The sequence below is a fragment of the Promicromonospora alba genome (genome assembly GCF_042654905.1).
Classification (GTDB): domain Bacteria; phylum Actinomycetota; class Actinomycetes; order Actinomycetales; family Cellulomonadaceae; genus Promicromonospora; species Promicromonospora alba.
This window is the reverse complement of the sequence record NZ_JBHSFI010000008.1, coordinates 323,305-341,088: the sequence shown is the minus strand read 5'-3', so window position 1 is coordinate 341,088 and position 17,784 is coordinate 323,305. Positions and strand designations below refer to the sequence as shown.

11 protein-coding genes are annotated in these 17,784 nt (G+C 72.2%); 3 read left to right on the top strand and 8 right to left on the bottom strand.

The features are described 5' to 3' along the window. The 4 genes from ACFO6V_RS24120 to ACFO6V_RS24105 form a co-directional block, all read right to left on the bottom strand. Window positions 1-578: polysaccharide pyruvyl transferase family protein (locus tag ACFO6V_RS24120; RefSeq protein WP_377140496.1), on the bottom strand; the 578-nt coding region annotated here is incomplete at its 3' end. After that, window positions 575-1,468, bottom strand: coding sequence for a hypothetical protein (locus tag ACFO6V_RS24115; RefSeq protein WP_377140494.1), 894 nt, complete (start codon window positions 1,466-1,468; stop codon window positions 575-577). The genes ACFO6V_RS24115 and ACFO6V_RS24120, both read right to left, overlap by 4 nt. Beyond that, the gene (locus ACFO6V_RS24110; protein WP_377140492.1) at window positions 1,468-2,520 is read right to left on the bottom strand and encodes a polysaccharide pyruvyl transferase family protein; all 1,053 of its coding nucleotides are present in this window, start codon (window positions 2,518-2,520) and stop codon (window positions 1,468-1,470) included. The genes ACFO6V_RS24115 and ACFO6V_RS24110 overlap by 1 nt, the downstream gene beginning before the upstream one ends. A gap of 70 nt (window positions 2,521-2,590) precedes the next feature. Beyond that, on the bottom strand, window positions 2,591-4,675 hold the full coding sequence (locus ACFO6V_RS24105; RefSeq protein ID WP_377140490.1) for an acyltransferase family protein: 2,085 nt from the start codon (window positions 4,673-4,675) through the stop codon (window positions 2,591-2,593). Between the two features lie 188 nt (window positions 4,676-4,863). Here ACFO6V_RS24105 and ACFO6V_RS24100 point away from each other — a divergent pair, with 188 nt between their 5' ends. Both ACFO6V_RS24100 and ACFO6V_RS24095 read left to right on the top strand, forming a co-directional pair. After that, window positions 4,864-5,820 carry a sulfotransferase family protein gene (locus ACFO6V_RS24100; protein WP_377140488.1) on the top strand — a complete coding sequence of 319 codons (957 nt, stop codon included), beginning with the start codon at window positions 4,864-4,866 and terminating at the stop codon, window positions 5,818-5,820. Beyond that, window positions 5,817-6,785 (top strand): sulfotransferase family protein, encoded by a 969-nt coding sequence (locus ACFO6V_RS24095; protein WP_377140486.1) that lies wholly within the window; start codon window positions 5,817-5,819, stop codon window positions 6,783-6,785. Before ACFO6V_RS24100 ends, ACFO6V_RS24095 begins: the two co-directional genes overlap by 4 nt. 38 nt (window positions 6,786-6,823) lie before the next feature. On the opposite strand, the gene ACFO6V_RS24090 is transcribed toward ACFO6V_RS24095, so the two are convergent. The 4 genes from ACFO6V_RS24090 to ACFO6V_RS24075 form a co-directional block, all read right to left on the bottom strand. Beyond that, the gene (locus ACFO6V_RS24090) at window positions 6,824-9,922 is read right to left on the bottom strand and encodes an AfsR/SARP family transcriptional regulator (RefSeq protein WP_377140484.1); all 3,099 of its coding nucleotides are present in this window, start codon (window positions 9,920-9,922) and stop codon (window positions 6,824-6,826) included. A gap of 136 nt (window positions 9,923-10,058) precedes the next feature. After that, window positions 10,059-13,172: an AfsR/SARP family transcriptional regulator gene (locus ACFO6V_RS24085; RefSeq protein ID WP_377140482.1), complete on the bottom strand. Its 3,114-nt coding sequence runs from the start codon at window positions 13,170-13,172 to the stop codon at window positions 10,059-10,061. A gap of 299 nt (window positions 13,173-13,471) precedes the next feature. Further along, entirely contained in the window at window positions 13,472-14,611 is a 1,140-nt protein-coding gene (locus ACFO6V_RS24080; protein ID WP_377140479.1) for a hypothetical protein, read from the bottom strand. Beyond that, a complete protein-coding gene (locus ACFO6V_RS24075) occupies window positions 14,608-15,552 on the bottom strand; it encodes a glycosyltransferase (RefSeq protein ID WP_377140476.1) in 945 nt (314 codons plus the stop codon). Before ACFO6V_RS24075 ends, ACFO6V_RS24080 begins: the two co-directional genes overlap by 4 nt. 326 nt (window positions 15,553-15,878) lie before the next feature. On the opposite strand from ACFO6V_RS24075, the gene ACFO6V_RS24070 reads away from it, so the two are divergent. Beyond that, window positions 15,879-17,687, top strand: coding sequence for a tyrosine-protein kinase domain-containing protein (locus tag ACFO6V_RS24070; protein WP_377140473.1), 1,809 nt, complete (start codon window positions 15,879-15,881; stop codon window positions 17,685-17,687). The last annotated feature ends 97 nt before the right edge of the window (window positions 17,688-17,784 follow it).

Here is a 17,784-nt window from a genome sequence, read left to right as displayed (position 1 = left end):
TCGGCGAGCACTATGCCGTGCAGGGACGTCGCGACCACGAGATCGCACCGCGCGATCTGCCCGGCGATCGTGTGGAGGTCGCCCTGCGGCGCGATCGTCCGCGGGTCGTCGCGGTGCCGCACCCAGTCGTGCAGGTTGGGCACGAACCCGACGGCCCGCCGCTCGCCGTCGGCATAGCTCTCCCGAGGCCAGAACCGGCTCCAGAGCAGCGCCGGGTCGCCGAAGACGCGGGGCGCCTCGATCCCCGCCTCGCGCAGGAGCCGGTGCGTGATGGGCCCCCGGACGGCGCGCACGTCCAGCCCCAGGCCGGGCGGCAGGTGCGCCTCCTTGCCGTTGATCCCGGAGCCCCAGACCACGTCGCCGGGCGCGGCCAGGTGCAGGATCGAGCCGACCGTGAGCAGCCTGCGGGCGCTCCCCCGTGCCGGATCGATGCCGCGGGCAGCGAGGATGTGCTCGACGAGCGCCGGGCCGATCAGGTCGCCGAAGTTGTTGACCCGGCGCCGGACGGGAACGAGCCTGCCGAGCCTTCCTGGCACCACCGGCCGCCTGGGGTTCCAGTGGACCACCTCGACGGTCACGCGCGCCCGCTCGCCGTCAGCGCCCGGCGGACCACCGGTCCCAGCACCCGGCGGACCGTCGTCAGCGCCGTCTCGGCCGCCGCCCGGGGTCCGACGGCGGACCACAGCGCCGCGGTCGTCCGGCGGGCCGGCGGGAGGCCGAACCGTACGGCGAACTCCGGGTCGAGCGGCCTGGCGAGCCCGCGCAGCCGCTTGCCGGAGTGGTTCTCCCCCGTGTCCACGTGGTAGACGGCGCCGCGGAACGGCAGGGGTTCGAGCACCCTTCCCTGGTGGCGGGCGTACCACTCGAGCGCGTGCCGGTGCGCGCCCATGACGTTCTCGACCCGGTCGCCGAACCCCGCGAGGACCTCGTCCTGCGTGGCTGTCTCGTCGAGGTCGTCGGGTACCCCGTACGCCTCGAACGGGACGACGAAGCTGCTGCCGCACGTCCGGTGGAAGTCGGGCTGACGCCGGTAGACCGACCGGGCCCGCGAGTACACCCAGCCCCGGTCGACCACCCAGCCGGGGTGGTCCCGGTGCTGCGCGGTGAACTCCGCGAGGTCGCGGTTCACGAAGTCGTCGGCGTCGACGATCATCACGTGGTCGGGCCGGTACGGCCGCGCGGCCAGCAGCCCGACGCCGATCTTGCTGCCCTTGTCCCGGACGAACTGCGACCGGCCGGCGTGCGGTCCGTCCGCCGCCTCCGGTGCCGCGAAGCCGACGGGCACGAACCGCACACGCTCGGCGAGCCCGGGCTCGATCTCCGGCGCGCGGTTGCCGACCACGAACACCAGGTAGTCGTCGCTGGTCTGCGCCGTCAGCGACCTGAGCGTGAGCCGCAGCAGCTCCTCCACCCGGCCGTAGTCCGCGGAGTTGTGCGGGTGGCGCAGCGACGTCACGAACGCGAGCATCAGGTTCCCCAGAGCCGGGCGGCGAGCTCGCGCGCCTCGTCGAGGCCGGACACCTGGTGGGCGGTGCTGAACTTGCCCGTGTAGTCGTCGTAGATCGCGCGCAGCTTGCCGTAGCTGTTGTCCAGCAGGATGTGCTCGATGCCCAGCAGCGTGGCCATGACGTGCGCGTGCAGGCGGTCGACGACGGCGCCGCGGGCGGGCGCGAAGAGCAGCACGCCGCTGTCGATGTTCACCGTGTTGATCGCCGCGAGCGCCGCGGCGACCGGCTTGTTCGCGGCGCCGAGTGCCGGCAGCGGCATCCGGCGGCCGACCCGGGCGCGCTGGTGGCTGAGGGTCGCGACGAGCCGTGCCGCCCTGTGGCGCCAGTCGGCGGCGGCGTCGGGCCGCCAGTCGGTCCGGTCGGCGACCAGCCCGGGCGCCCAGTCCGGCGGGACGTCCTGGAGCCCCGAGGCGTTCTCCTTGTCGGCGCGGGCGAGCACGAGCATGCGCCGGGTGCTGTCGGCGAGCTGGTCGAAGAACGGCGGCTCCCAGCCCAGGGCCATGTCGTGGCAGTACACCGCGCGGACGCTGGGCAGCTGTTCGGCGGCCCGCGCCTGCGACGGGGTGTCCCGGACCAGGAGCGTGAAGTCGCGGTGGGCGCCGATGATGCGGTCGGCCTCGGCCGCTCGGCGCTCGGACCGGAACCAGACCGACTGGGGCAGCTGGACGATCTTGTGGCCGGGGAAGTCCTGCACTATGCGTTCCCGGTGCTCCTGGTGCCCGAGCCACAGGTCGCCGAAGTTGCCGCCGCCGTGGATCAGGATCGTGCCGGTGGGCATGGCCGCGCGGACGTCCGCCGCGAGGTAGCCGCGCAGGTCGCTCACGTGCCGGATCTCGATGCCCAGGCGCCTCAGGTACCCCAGCTCGCCGGCCCAGATGAGCGAGTCGCCGACGTTGCGCTGGTTGGGCGCGTCGAGGAGCGCTACCGGGCCCGGGCCGATGGTGTCGGCCAGCACGGTGGTGGTAGCGGAGCGCAGCCCTGCGAGGTACGCGCCGTCTTCCGGACGCATCATCGGGTGCCCCCCTGGCTCGCGGTCGTGACCATCATGCGGGCAGCGCTCCGATACCGCAGGTCGGGGCAGGTCACCCCCGCAGCGCCGCCTGGATCCGCTCGACCGCGTACGGTCCCAGCGTCCTGGCCCACGTCCCGGTGATGTGCCCGCCGGTGTCGCGGTAGACCACCACGTTGCCGATCACCGACGGGCACTCGCCCGCCGCGCAGTACAGGTCGGTCAGGTCGACCACGTGCGCGCCCGGCACGTCACGGGCCGCCGCGGCCAGCTGGTCGGGTGCGGCGAGCGCCCGGCCGGCCGGCGTCCCGCAGCCGTCGGCCACGGCGAAGGCCACCGCCGTCACGCAGCGCGTGGAGCCGGCGTCGGCGTCGGGGCTGTCCTCCAGCACGACCACCTCGGTGCCGCTCCGGGCGACGGGCGCCATGGCGGCGACGTAGTCCTCGCGCGCCACCTCGCCGTGCGCTCGGGAGGCCGTCGTCACGACGACGTCGTACCCGCCTCGCTCGAGCGCCTCCTGGATCTTCGGCAGCCCGGGGCACAGGGAGTCGCTCTCCACGAGGCGCCACCGGCAGCCGTTGCCGACGTAGGTGTCGACCCGCCAGCCGGCGGCTTCGAGCTGGGGCTGCAGCATCGGCACCAGCTGCGCGGCGTGGCTGTCGCCGACCACCGCGACCCGGGTCGCCGTCGGCCGGTCGCTGCCGAAGGTGCAGGTCTTCATGGGCTCGCCCTGGTACGAGTAGCAGGCGAAGGCCCCGCCGGTGTCGTACGAGGCGCCGGCCGGGTCGGGCGCCACGGCGGTCCCTGCGTTCAGCGTGCAGTCATGGCGCGGGTCGAGCGCGGCCGCGCCCACGCAGTCGGAGGGGTCGGCGGCGGTGCTGCCGGCCAGGACGACGCCGGGCATCGCGAGCCGGGCTGGGGCGGCTGCCCTGACCGCCGCGAAGCCCCCGGCCCCGAGCAGCACGACGACGACGCACGCCGCCGCGTACCGGTACCACCCCGCCCGCGGTACGAGCCGGGCGCGGGGGCCACGGCGCCGGAACCACGCGGCGCGCCGGGCGGGCGCCTCGAGCCAGCGGTACGACGCCGCCGACAACGCGAACGTGAGCCCGAGCGCGAGCACGAGGTAGGCCGCCGAACCCTGCGGCACGAAGGCGAGCAGCAGGATCGCCACCGGAAAGTGCCACAGGTACAGGCTGTAGGAGATCTCGCCGAGGTACTGGCCCGCGCGGTGCGTGAGCGGCCAGAGCGCCACCGGACCGCCCACGCCCGCCGCGATGACGAGCGCCGTGGACAGCACGGGCAGCAGCGCCCAGGGCACGGGGAAGCCCTCCCCCTCGGGCGTCACCAGGATCGCCGCGGCGATACCGGCGAGCCCCAGCCAGGCGAGCGCTGACCGCACGCGCTCCGAGCCGATGCTCAGCCGCGTCGACAGGACGGCGACGAGCGCGCCCGCGCCCAGCTCCCAGGCCCGCGACGAGGTGGTGAAGTACGCCCAGGTGGGCTGCGCTGTCGTCTCGGCCAGACCCCAAGCCAGGGAGGCCAGGCAGAGCACGCCGACCGCGACCCCCGCGACCGCGCGTGCGTGCCCGCGCCGCCAGCCCGGGTGCCGCGCGCCGACGATCAGCAACCCCAGCAGGAGCCATGGCCAGACCAGGTAGAACTGCTCCTCGACCCCCAGCGACCAGTAGTGCTGGAGCGGGGACGGCGGCAACGACTCCTGGAAGTAGTCGACGCCCTCGCGCGCGAAGTGCCAGTTGCCGACGAAGAGGAACGAGTAGAGCGCGTCACCCACGGCGCTCCGGAACCGTTCGGCGCCCAGCAGTGCGAACGACGCGCAGACCGTGACCAGCAGGACGAAGACCGCCGCCGGCAGGATCCGCTTGGCCCGGCGCACGTAGAAGGCGGAGAACGAGATGGTTCCCGTGCGCTCGTACTCCCGCAGCAGCAGTCCGGTGATGAGAAACCCGGAGATCACGAAGAACACGTCGACGCCGACGAACCCGCCCCGCGGCCAGCCGATCACGTGGTCGGCGACGACCGCGAGGACCGCTACCGCCCGGAGCCCCTGGACGTCCGCGCGGAATCCCGTAGGTCTCCGTTTCGGCGCCCCGGCCGATACCGGCTGAGCTGATGGAACAGGCCGAGCCGCACTCACTGCCATTTCCTTTTCCCCCGTGATATGCCCGTGTGGCGGTGCGGCACCATCCTGGGGTGACAGCCGCCGTCCTGCAGTTCGTAAATGGCGCGGCGACCGGACGATTCGGGTCGCACGCGGCACATTCCTCGCATATTTTTGCGGGGCACCAGCGATCCCCATTCCAGCCGACCAGCTTAGGTTTCCCGATGTCCGGTACGCGCACGAGCAGCACGCCCTGGTACGACCGTCGCATCACCTTTGTCGGTGGCCTTCATCGCAGCGGGACCGCCCTTCTCGCCCGGATAATCAGTGCGAGCCCAGACGCTTCCGGGCTGACCGGAACGGGCGCCGTGATGGACGAAGGTCAGCATATCCAGGACACATATGTCGGCGGTCTGGGTAATACGTCCGAATGGTCGTTTCACCCGCACGCGCACCTCACCGAAGAGGACGCGCGCCGCGTGCCCGACGCCGGAGCGCGGCTCTGGGCGAGCTGGTCGCCCTACTGGGACCTCGACGCCGCGGTGCTCGTCGAGAAGTCGCCGCCCAACCTGACGAAGATGCGCTACTTCCAGGAGATCTTCCCGAGGTCCCGCTTCATCGTCGTGACGCGGCACCCGATCGTGCAGGCGCTGGCCGTGCGCAAGTGGGCCACGAGCACCCGTGGGCGGTTCACCTACGGCTTCCCCAGGCTCGTCGAGCACTGGGTGCACGCGCACGACGTGTTCGCGGAGGACGCGCTGCACATCGAGAACCTGCTCGTGCTGCGGTACGAGCACCTGATGCGCGAACCCGAGCGCGAGCTCGGCCGGGTGGCCAAGTTCCTGGGCATCGAGGTCGACACCGCCGCGATCGGCGCCGTCGACGCCGGACGCAGCAACCGCTACGCCGAGCTGTGGCGGACCGGCGGGCGGGGGGAGCTGGCCGGACGTGTCCGGAGCCATGTCGGGAACCTCGGGTCGCGGCGCGGGACGCCCCGCGCCGACCTGCTCCGCGACGTCACCGACGCCGCGCTGCTCCCCCGCTACCGCAACGTCGTCAACGAGCACCTCGGGGACCGGATCCGCGCGCACGGGTACGACCTGAACGCGCTGGACGAGGCGACCGAGTGGGCCCCCGTGGTGCACGGCACGCCGGTGATCCTGGCGGCTGACCGCCGGTGAGCGCCCCTGTCCGTGTCGTCTACGTCACCGGCTCCGGTCGCAGCGGCACGAGCATGCTCACCGGGGTGCTGCGCGAGTTCGGACTGCACGTCCCGGGGCCGGAGGTCGTGTCGGACACCGCGGACCCGCACGGCTTCTCCGAGCCGCAGTGGGTAGTGGACTTCCACAACGGCATCCTGCGGGCGGCGGGTGTCCAGACGTCGGACGCGCGGCCCATCGCGTGGCACCTCGTCGACCGGGCGAGCGTCGAAGGGGACGCGCGCGGTCAGATCCAGGAGTGGCTCACCGCCCAGGTCCGGCAGCACGGGAACCTCGTCATCAAGGATCCGCGGCTGCTCTGGTTCTTCGAGCTCTGGCAGGAGGGCGCCGTGTCGGCGGGCACCGCGGCGTCGTGCATCACGATGCTGCGCCCGCCCGCGGAGGTGGCGGGCAGCAGGGCCGCCTTCTACAAGGGTGGCGGGCTGGTCGACCGGGTGTCGGGGTGGATCAACCTGATGCTCGGGACCGAGCTCACCACCCGGACGATGCCCCGGGCCTTCGTGCGCTACGGCGACCTGGTCCGCCGCTGGGACGAGCCGGTGTTCGCCGCGGCAGCGGCTCTCGGCCTGCCGATGATCGACCCGGACGACGCGGCGGCGGTGGCCCGGGCGGACGCCTTCATCGACCCTGCACTGCACCACGTCCCCGCCACCTGGCAGGACGTGCCCGTCCCCGCTCCGCTGCGCGCGCTGGCCGATGACACGTGGGCCGCGCTCGACGCCCTCCCCGGGCACGACGACGCCGGGACCCGCGCCGAGTTCGACCGGCTCCGCGCCCTCTACCCGTACGTCCACCGCAAGGTCGCCGCGTCGCCGGCGCGGCGGATCGCACGCATGATGCCGGCCGACGTGGTGCCGCCCGGCGTGCGGCAGAGCGTCGCGGGGATGCTCTGGGGTGCGTCGAACACCACTGGCCGACGCCACTGAGGTAGCCCCCTGGCGAGGTGGTCACCCTGCGGACGTGGTCACGCTGCCGGCGCCTCCGCCAGTGCGGTGCGCATCTCCTCGGCCTCGGGCATGCCCAGGTCGGTGTAGATCGCACAGGCTTGCCCGTAGTGGGTCCGGGCCAGGTCCGGGTTCCCCAGGGCACGGTGCGCGTGGCCGATCCCCGCGTGGGCGCGGGCCTGCTGATGCCGAGCGCCGTCCGCACCGGCGAGAGCGAGCGCCTCGGTGTGCCGTGCCACAGCGCCCGCGGCGTCGCCGGTGAACAGAGCGACCTCACCGAGCCCGTTGGTCGACCATGCCTGGGAAGATCGCTCGCCGCTCAGCACGAAGTGCGCCAGCGCCTGCTGGAAGCACTCGCGAGCCCGGTCCGGCTCGCCCAGCCGGAGATGGAGGGAGCCGAGCGTGTCGAGGGAGTTGGCGCGGCTGCGATCGCTGCCCATCTCCTCTGCGATCGAGATCGACCGCTGGAGCAGGTCGGCCGCCTCCGGGAGGCGCTCCCGACGCATCTCGACGCCGGCGATGTTGCCGAGCGTGACGGCCTCGCTGAACCGGGAGCCGAGCTCCTGGAAGATGGCGAGGGCCTGATGCTGCACCCCGACGGACTCGGCGAGATTGCCCAGTCGCGCCTCGCTCACCCCGAGATTGTTCAGCGCCATCGCCTGACCGTGCCGGTCCTTGGTCCGACGGAACACCGCCAGCGACGCACGGTGATAGCCGCGCGCGTCCCTGTAGTGGCCACGGATGTTCTCGGTGGAACCGAGGTTGGTCAGCGTGAGCGCCTCGCCGTCGAGGTCACCTACCTGGCGGAACTTCACCAGTGCTCGCCGCGCGTAATCGATGGACGCCTCGTACGCGCTGAGTCGTGTGTAGCCCGCGGCAAGCTGGCGGAGTGCCTGGGCCTGCCCGGCCAGGTCTCCAGCGCGTTCGGCGGCGCGCAGGGCATGGCCGTTGATCGTCAGCACGTCCGCGAAGTGAGTTTGGCCCGAGTACCCGTTCACTGTCTGGGCGAACCCGTGGATGAAGTCGGACGCCCCCACGTCGGCGGCGTGCTCGGCGATGGCCAGTACGCACAGCCACTCCGTCTCCAGCCAGCCGCGCGCCGCGTCCGGACCCGCCAGCTCCCGGATCTCGACTCCCGCGCTACCCGCCACCCGCCGGTGGTCCCCTTCGTTCGGGTAGAGGACATCCACGGCGACGATCGCCGCGGCCTGGTAGTAGGCGAACAGCCGCTGCTCCGCCTCTGCCCGTTCGCCGGCGGTGTCCTCGGTGGCGGCCAGACGGGCGGCGTAGGCCCGCAGGAGGTCGTGCATGCCGTAGCGGTAGGAGCTGGTCCGGTGCAGCAGGTGGGCGCTGACGAGCGTCTCCAGGACCCGGCGAGCCGCACTCGCAGCCAGGCCGGTCAGAGCGGCGGCCACGTACTGGTCCAGGTCTGGCCCGGGGTGCAGGCCCAGCCGCCGGAAGGTCCGTGCCGCCTGCTCGGGCAGCTGCTGGATCGACCACGAGAAGACCGCGTGGACCGCCGCATACGGGTCTCCGCCGGCGTCGAGCAGCTCGAGCCGCTCCTGCCGGTCGGCCAGCTCCGCCACGACGTCGGCCAGCGGCCGGTCCGGCTGCGAGGTCACCAGCACCGCCGCGACCCGGAGCGCCAGGGGAAGGCGGGCACACTGCTCGGCGAGCAGCTCAGCGGCAACCGGATCGGCGTCGACCCGGGGGCCGATCAGCCGCCGCAGCAGGTCGGCGGCGTCGGCGGCAGGGAGCAGGTCCAGGTCGATCCGCTGGGCGCCGTGCACCGCGACCAGGCCGGCCAGGCTGTCCCGGCTGGTGACCACGACCGTCGAGGCCCCGCTCCCGGGCAGCAGCGGCCGCACCTGGGCCACGCTGCCCGCGTTGTCCAGCACGATCAGCATCTGGCGTTCGGCGAGCTCACTGCGGTACCGGGCGGCCCGCTCGTCGTCGTCCAGGGGGATGTCCCGTTCGGGGACGCCGAGCGCCGCCAGGAACCGGGCAAGGGCATCGGTCGGTCGCATCGGCTGCTCCGGGTCGTAGCCACGCAGGTTCACGTAGAGCTGCCCGTCGGGGAAGTCGTGGGCGACCCGGTGCGCCCAGTGCACCGCGAGCGCGGTCTTGCCGACACCCGCGGTCCCCCGGATCGCGGTGATCACCACGGTCCGCCCCGCGCGGCCCTCGTCCGCGCCGGGCAGCAGCAGCTCGTCCAGGCGCCGCAGGTCGTCGGAGCGGCCGGTGAACCCCGTGACATCGAGGGGTAGCTGTGCGGGGCGGGGCAGCCTGCCTGCCGTGGCGTCGGACGCCGGGCGCGACGACGCGGCGGACGACGGGCCGGACGCCGGCGCGCTCCGGTCCGCATCCGATGTGCCATCCGGCGCAGCCGGCTCCGCGTCGTGCCGGAGGATGCGCTGGTGCAGCTCGCGCAGCTCAGGGCCGGGATCGCTGCCGAGCTCGTCGGCCAGCCGTTCCTGGAGCAGCCGGTAGTGGGCCAGTGCGTCGGACTGACGGCCGCACCGGTACAGGGCGAGCATCAGCTGCCCGGCCAGCCGTTCGTCGAGCGGATGTTTCTCCGCGGCGGCAGCCACGCCGGGCAGAACGCCTGCGTGCTCTCCGGACCGCAGCAGCAGGTCGTTGTGGTCGAGGACGGCCGCCAGCCGCTCCGCCTCGAGCCTGACCGCCGTCGACCGCAGCCAGTCGCTGTCCAGGTCGGCGAACGGCCGGCCCTGCCACAGACCCATCGCTTCCTGCCAGAGAGCGCCGGCGCGGTCGTCGTCGGCCTGCCTGGCCTGTGCGACGAGCACACGGAAGCGCTGCAGATCCACCGTGGCATCGTCCGCCTCCAGGACGTAGCCGCCGGAGCGGCGCTCCAGGAGCGGCCCGTCGTGGTCGTCGAGCACGCTCCGGAGCCGCGACACGTAGCTGTGCAGGGTCTGCCGGGCGCTGCGTGGCGGCGTCGTGCCCCACACCCGGTCGACGAGCTGATCCAGCGAGACGTGCGTGCCGGGTTCGACCAGCAGCGCCGCCAGGACGGCCCGTTGCCGGGCCGAGCCGAGCGGAACCTCACCGCCCTCGCCCCGGGCCGAGACGTGACCGAGCAGTTGAAACCAGATCATGTCCGCCCATACCTCCATATCGAGCCGCCAGAGGCAAGAGAGTAGGCGGTGCGCCGGGTGACACATGGGCTTGGTTCGGTCTCCAGGACGTCGGGCGGTGGCGGCTTGCGGAACGATCGATTCCCCGACCAGCCGCTCACGCGACCGCCACGTCGCCCATCAGCTCCAACATCTCCACGGCGTCGGGCATACCGAGCTCGGCGTAGATGAGGTGAGCCTGCTCGTAGTGGGCACGAGCCCAGCCCGCGCCACCCAGGGCGCGGTGCGCGTGGCCGATGCCGGCGTGGGCGCGGGCCTGCTGGTGCCGTGACCCACCGACTGTGGCCATGGCGAGCGCTTCGGTGTGGAAGCTCAGGGCGGCGGCCGGGTCGCCGGTGACCCGGGCGACCTCACCGAGGCCGTTCACCGGCCAGGCCTGCTCGCCCTGGTCACCGACCTGCCGGTAGTGGGTGAGCGCCTGCTGGAAGCACTCACGGGCCGGCTCCGGCTCATCCAGGCGCAGGTGCAGGACACCAAGCGTGTCCAGGGTGTGAGCCCTGTTCATCATGCTGCCCATCTCCTCGATGATCGCCAGGGACTGCTGCACGTGGTCGATGGCCTCCGGGTATCGCTCCAGCTCCAGCTCGGCGCTGGCAAGGTTGTTCAGGACGATCGCCTCGGAGTTCCGGGCGCCGATGTCCCGAAGGATCGCAAGAGCTTGCTGCTCGGTCTCCGCGGCCCCGGCGTAGTTGCCCATCCGTTCCTCGACCAGGCCGAGGTTGGTCATCGCGGACGCCTCACTGAAGCGGTCGCCGACTTGTCGGGCCAGGGCGATCGCCTCACGGTGATCATCGAGCGCGGCGTCGTAGCTGCCCAGCCGGCACTTGATGATTCCCAGTCCGATCAGCGCGAGCGCTTCACCCGTCTGGTCGCCGATCTGGCAGAACAGAGCCAGCGCCCGCCGGAGATGATCGGTGGCGGTCTCGTACTTGCTCACCCGGGTGTAGCCGACGCCGAGCCCACGGAGCGCGTAGGCCTGGTCGGCCCGGTCACCTCTACGTTCGGCGGCACGCAGGGCGTGTCCGTTGATGGCGATCAAGTGCGTGAGGTTGCTGTCGCCCAGGTAGCGGTGCAAGGTCCGGGCAAGTCCGACGACGTAGCCGGACCGCTGGTGGTCAGCGGCGTGCTCGGCGATCGCGACCACGCAGAACCGTTCGGCCTCGAGCCAGCCATGAGCACTGTCCGGCCTGGTCAGATCAGGGATCGGGACGCCGGACATGGTGACATCGGGTCGATGGAACGCCTCTCCCGGGTACAGGGTGTCCATCGCGGCGACCACTGCGGCCTGGTAGTAGCCGAGGAGCCGTTCCTCTGCTGCCTCCCGGTCCTCGTCGCTGTCCTCGGTGCCGGCCAGATGGGTGGCGTAGGCGCGCAGCAGGTCGTGCATGCCGTACCGGCCCGGACCGGTCCGGTGCAGCAGGTGCGCGTTGACGAGCGACTCCAGGACGCGGCGGGCCGCGTTCGACGTCAGGCCGGTCAGGGCGGCGGCCACGTACTGGTCCAGGTCGGGTCCCGGGTGCAGGCCCAGCCGCCGGAACGTGCGCGCGCCCTGCTCGGGCAGGTGCTGGATCGACCACGAGAGCACCGCATGCACGGCCGCGTACGGGTCGCCGCCGGCGTCGAGCAGCTCGAGCCGCTCCTGCCGGTCGGCCAGCTCGGCCACCACCTCGGCCAGGGGCAGGTCCGGCTGCGACGTGGCCCGCATGGCGGCGACCCGGAGCGCCAGCGGGAGCCGGGCGCACTGCTCGGCGAGCATCGCGGCCGCCTCCGGCTCCGCCACGACGCGTGGCCCGATCAGCCGGCGCAGCAGGTCCACGGCCTCGGCCGCGGGGAGCAGGTCGAGATCGACCTGGTGGGCGCCGTGTACCGCGACCAGGCCGGACAGGCTGTCCCGGCTGGTCACCACGACTGTCGACGAGCCGCTCCCAGGCAGCAGGGGCCGCACCTGGGCCACGCTGCCGGCGTTGTCCAGCACGATGAGCATCCGGCGCCCGGCCAGCTCGCTCCGGTACCGGGCAGCTCGCTCGTCGCCGTCCAGCGGGATGTCCCGTTCCGCAACACCCAGCGCGACCAGGAACCGGGCGAGCGCGTCCGTAGGCCGCATCGGCTGCTCCGGGTCGTAGCCGCGGAGGTTCACGTAGAGCTGCCCGTCGGGGAACCGGTCCGCGACCTGGTGCGCCCAGTGCACCGCGAGCGCCGTCTTGCCGACCCCGGCCGTACCGCGGACCGCGGTGATCACCACGGTCCGGGTCGCCGGGTCGTTCGCGACGTCGGGCAGCAGCGCGTCGAGGCGCCGCAGGTCGCCGTCGCGCCCGGTGAACCCGGCGACGTCGAGGGGTAGCTGTGCCGGCCGGTGCGACGGCCTGGCCCGGCCGGGAGGCTCGCTTGCCGAGGTGCTGTCCGCCGCGCCGTCGGTGTGTGAGCCGGTGGGGTTGCCGGGAGCGGCCATCGAGACGGTCGCCGAGACGGCCACCGGCACGGCCAGCTCCGGATCGTGCCGCAGGATCCGCTGATGCAGGTCGCGGAGCGCCGACCCGGGATCGCTGCCGAGCTCGTCGGCCAGCCGCTCCTGGACCAGCCGGAAGTGCGCCAGGGCGTCGGACTGCCGCCCACACCGGTACAGGGCGACCATGAGCTGCCCGGCCAGCCGTTCGTCGAGCGAGTGCGCCTCCGCGTCGGCGGTCACCTCGGGCAGGAGCCGCGCGTGTTCTCCGCGCCGCAGCAGCAGGTCGTAGTAGTCGAGGCGGGCAGCCTGCCGCTCGGCCGCAAGCGTCACGGCGAGGCAGTGGAGCCAGTCGCTGTCGAGGCCGGCGAACGGTGCGCCCCGCCAGAGGGCCATGGCGTCCTGCCACAGGGAGCCAGCGGTGTCGCCGTCGGCGGACCGGGCCTGCGTGACCAGAGCACGGAAACGGTGGAGATCCACCGCGGCGGCGTCGACGTCGAGCACGTAACCGCCGGACCTGCGGGTCGGCGCCGGGCCGCCCGCGTCGCCGAGCACGGACCGCAGCCGCGAGATGTAGCTGTGCAGGGTCTGCCGCGCGCTGCGCGGCGCCGTCGTGCCCCAGACCCGCTCGACAAGCTGGTCGGACGAGAGAGGTACACCCGGCTCGATCAGCAGCGCTGCCAGCACCGCTCGTTGACGCGCCGTGCCGAGCGGGACCGGACCGTGCTCGCTCCGGGCGGACACGTGACCTAGCAGCTGGAATCGCACCATCGTCTCCCTGCCTCGGCGTAGGGCACCTGGAGGCAGAGATTAGTCGGCGGTCGAGGAGACGTAATCGCAATTGCGGTGTCGTGCACAGGCTTGCCGTGGCCGGAACGCGGGTGGTAGCACCTGCACGTTCGCCCCAGGGGGCGGGGGCGAACGCCGGTGCTCACCGCCCGGGGGACGAGCGTGAGCTCGGCGTCATCGACGCCGTGACCCAACGTAGGGAGGGGTCCTTGCAGGAACCATGCAGATGCCTTGTAGCCTGTCGCGGCACGGGATCACCACCGCCTACGCGAGTGGCCTCAACGCGCTGCGGCCGGGACGTCGGCGTCGCCCGGGACCCGCACGGAAGCTTGCGCCGTCGGCGCCCCCGGCCCGCCGAACGCGCGCGGCCGCCACAGGATGACCGCCAGCATCAGCGGCAGCATCGGCGTCAGGTGCCGCACGTACGACCCGTAGTCGGGCTCGAACACGCTCTGCACGACGGTCAGGCTCAGGACCAGCGCCACCAGCCGTGCCCAGCGCGGGTCGGTCCGCGACTCGTCCGACGACAGGTGCACCGCCCGGGCGAACATGAACCACAGCACCAGCAGGAACACGGCGACGACCAGGTAGTACGGCGAGAGCCGCAGGAACAGCGGCAGCGGCACCGCGAACGTGACGAGCACCGTGGCCGAGTTGAGGAGGCTCCCGACCGGGCCCTCCAGGTCGAAGAAGGGCTCGATCAGGGTGCGCGTGTCCACGTCGCCGATCCGGACCTCGTTGACCTTCGTCCGGTAGAAGTCGAGCTCGACCCCCAGATAGTTCTGGAACACGACGGAGAGGACGACGAGCGCGGCGAGCGCTGTGCCGATCATCCTGCGCACCGAGAAGCCCCGCGCCATGACCACGCGGAACCCGATGTAGCCGCCGATGACGAGATACCAGTAGTCGCGGAACTCGTGGGCGTAGTACGCCATGGCGCCGACGAGGACGAGCTCCGGCCAGAGCCCACGGCGTCGCCACAGCGCGATCAGCGCGATCGGGAGCACGAACACGTCCTTGGAGTACGTGCCCACGTAGACGACGGCGAGAACGATCGCGCCCGCGATCAGCGCGAGCGACACGAGGCCGGCATTCCCGATCCGCCCGCGCAGGGAGAGGAGCAGGACGGCCACGAAGAGCACGTAGCCCAGCATCGCGGCCCACATCGGCTGGTCGGCGAGGCCCACCGCGCGGTAGATCGCGCCGACCGTGCTGAAGGACTTGTCGGAGTCGTAGCCCTGGTAGCCGCCCGCGATCGTCGCGATCTTCTTGCTGTCGTACAGGAACCGGGCAGGGATGAACGGGCTGCCCAGCAGCACGTAGCAGGCGCTCCCGACCAGGAGCAGGGCCACGAGCAGCTGCTTGATGGTGCGGTCGGGGTCGACCTCGCGCACATCCACGGCCCGACCGGCCGTCACGGCACCAGCGCCCCTCCGGTGGCCTTCGCATACGCCTCGACGACGCCGTCGTGCAGGGCCGACTCGTCCATCTCGCCGACGAGCCGGTCGCCGGACGCGATCATGCGGAGCCGCTGCTCGGTGTCCGCGACGGCGGCGTGGGCGGCGAAGGCGGCCTCGGCCGGGGTCCGGGCAGTGGTGAGGCCCGTGCCCTCGAACGCCGGGATCCGGCGGACGACGGTCGGCAGGCCCACCCGGGCGGCGTCGAGCACGCTGATCGGGAATCCCTCGTACGCGGCGCAGTGCAGGTAGACGTCGGAGGCCACCAGCTCGCGCATGACGTCGTCCGCGGTGAGCCAGCCGGTGACCTCGACCCCCGCGTCCCGCAGCTCGCGCACGAGCGCCTTGTCACCGTCGCCCAGCCAGCGGAAGGACAGCCCGAGGCCGGACCGGTAGGCGTACCGCGCCGTCTCCGCGAAGAAGCGCGGATCCTTCTGGGCGACCACGCGGCCGACCATCGTGACCGTGCTGCGGTCCCCGGCCGGCGCGCCGGAGCGGGCCCCGGCCTCGCGGACCGCGGCCGACGACGGCGCGTTGGGGATGCGTACGACGTCTCGCACGCCCATCGACAGGGCGAGGCTCTCCTCGCGGCGGCTCACGGCGGCGACCACCGAGCCGTTCGCCGCCAGGGCCCGCTCCAGGACCCGGACGGCGCTGCGCACCGGCGCGGAGAGGTCTGCCCGCTCGAAGTAGTAGCAGTGCGGCTGGTAGACGACGGGCACCGGAAGCCTCCGCAGCCGCGTGTACAGACCGGCCCAGCTCGAGTGCGCGTGCACGACGTCGGGCGCCACGTCGTCGATGACCTGGCGGACCGCCCGCACCCGGGCGGACATCCCGTCCGGAAGCTGGGCGGCGGTGCGGTAGACACCGCGTCCGTCAATGCTCTCGATACCGGTGGACAACAGATGATGTTCGGCCTCAGGAACCAGTTCCGTAATGCGGTCGATCGCACGGCCGACGCCGCCGGAATACCGGTCCGTGACATGCAGAATTCGCAACTGCGCCCCTCCGCTGCGTGCCATGATCCACCCCGAAAAGGACATATATCCCTGCGGGCGCGGTTCATCCGAACGTCCGTTAGATTACCAACGGAAGCGCAGGTAGGCGCGGGAACGAAACCCGATATGCAACTCTGCCCGACCCTGTAGGACGCAAATCGGCAGGACGCAAATCGGCGCGCTTCTCGGCCGACCGAAACCGAACGATCGTGCATCATCAGGGGAACGCGTTGAACGTTACCGAATACCTCCGGATCGCCCGTAAGCACTGGGCCCCTGTGGCCGCTGTCGCGCTCGCCGGAATCATGCTCGCCGGCCTGTTCGCGTTCACCAGGACGCCCGCGTACACGACTTCGTCGCAGGTATTCGTGTCGTTCCACGGGGCGGAGTCGACGTCCGAGCTGGCCACGGGCACGAGTTATGTCCAGCGCCGTGTCGTGTCGTACTCCAACCTGGTGCGGAGCCCTCAGGTACTCGACCCGGTGATCGTGGAGCTGGGCCTCGACACGACGGCCGGCGAGCTCGGCACGCGGGTCCAGGCGGCACCGGTGACCGACACGGTGCTGATCGACATCACCGCCACCGACGCCGACCCGACGGTTGCCGCACGGATCGCGAACACCGTCGCCGAGAGCCTCGCGGAGCGCGTCGACGAGCTGGAGACCCCGCAGCAGACCGTCGACTCCCCGGTCCAGCTGCAGATGGTCCGCGAGGCCGCCCCGCCCGGCTCCGCCAGCTACCCGAACATCCCCGTGATGATCTTCGTTGGCTTCCTCCTCGGCGCGGCCGTCGGGATCGCTCTCGCCGTCCTGCGGGAGATCGCCGACACCCGGGTGCGGTCCGAGCAGGACGTGCGTGCCGTCACCGACTCGGCGGTGATCGGCGCCATCACCATGGACGACGAGGCGGAGAAGAACCCGCTGGTCGTCCAGACGAGCCCGTACCACACACGGTCCGAGGCGTTCCGGAGGCTGCGGACGAACCTGCAGTTCCTCGATCTGGACGGCGGCCCGCAAGCCTTCGTCGTCACGTCGTCGGTGCCGGACGAGGGCAAGACGACGTCCGCGATCAACCTCGCCATCACGCTCGCCGACGCGGACTCGAGGGTCCTCCTGATCGACGCCGACCTGCGTCGTCCCTCGGTCGCCGGATACCTCGGCATGGAGGGGTCGGTGGGGCTCACGACCCTCCTCATCCAGCGGGCCACCATCGACGACGTCATCCAGCCCTGGGGCTCCGCGGGACTGTTCGTCATGCCGTCGGGCGTCGTGCCGCCGAACCCCGCAGAGCTCGTCGGCTCGAAGGCCATGGCCCGGCTGGTCCACGAGATGAGCGAACGGTTCGACTACGTGATCATCGACACCCCGCCGCTGCTGCCCGTCACCGACGCGGCACTGATCGCCCGGATGACCAGCGGCGTGCTCATGGTGGCCGGCGCCGGCCAGATCCGCCGTGAGCAGCTGCGGCAGTCGCTGGCGAACCTGTCGACCGTCAGCGCCCGGGTGCTCGGGATAGTCCTGAACAAGGTGGGCCGCAGCGCGGACACCTACGGCGCGAGCTACGGCTACGAGTACCAGCCGCGCACCGAGGACACCGGCGGCAAGTCCGGCAAGAAGGGCCGCGGCGCCGGCAGGAAGAAGCCGGCGCGGGTGGCACACGTGGCGCAGCCGGCACAGGTGATGCGACCCGCGCGACCGGCACCGGTCCAGGAGCCGACGGCGGACGCCCGGGCGGCCGACTCCGCACCTGCCAAGCGCATGGCGGAGCCGCTCTCGGTCGCCCAGCCGGCACAGCCCGCGGGGACCAGGCCGACCGACCGGCCCGCGGAGCGCCCCTCGGTCACCGCGGCCGACGCCGGACCGACCAACAGCGTCCCCCACCGCCGTTCCACCGTGCCGCGGATCCCGCGGATCGCACCCGTCTGGGCACCGGTCCGGAGCGACGACGCAGGCTCCGGCCTCGCCCCGACGAGCAAGCTGCAGACGGTCCAGGTCCCGGACGGCTCCCTGAGCACCCAGAACGGTCCGGGCAACCACTAGCTCCAGGGCGACGGCCCCGGGTGCCGTCAGATCGGTCCGTTGCACTCGTCGTGGTTCGAGATCGGTCACTTGCCTTGAGATCGGTCCGTTGATTGAC

Bases quoted from the DNA above. Each gene is read 5' to 3' on its own strand.
- ACFO6V_RS24115 (WP_377140494.1), bottom strand. From the start codon at position 1,468: ATGCTCGCGTTCGTGACGTCGCTGCGCCACCCGCACAACTCCGCGGAC.
- ACFO6V_RS24110 (WP_377140492.1), bottom strand. From the start codon at position 2,520: ATGATGCGTCCGGAAGACGGCGCGTACCTCGCAGGGCTGCGCTCCGCT.
- ACFO6V_RS24100 (WP_377140488.1), top strand. From the start codon at position 4,864: ATGTCCGGTACGCGCACGAGCAGCACGCCCTGGTACGACCGTCGCATC.
- ACFO6V_RS24090 (WP_377140484.1), bottom strand. From the start codon at position 9,922: ATGATCTGGTTTCAACTGCTCGGTCACGTCTCGGCCCGGGGCGAGGGC.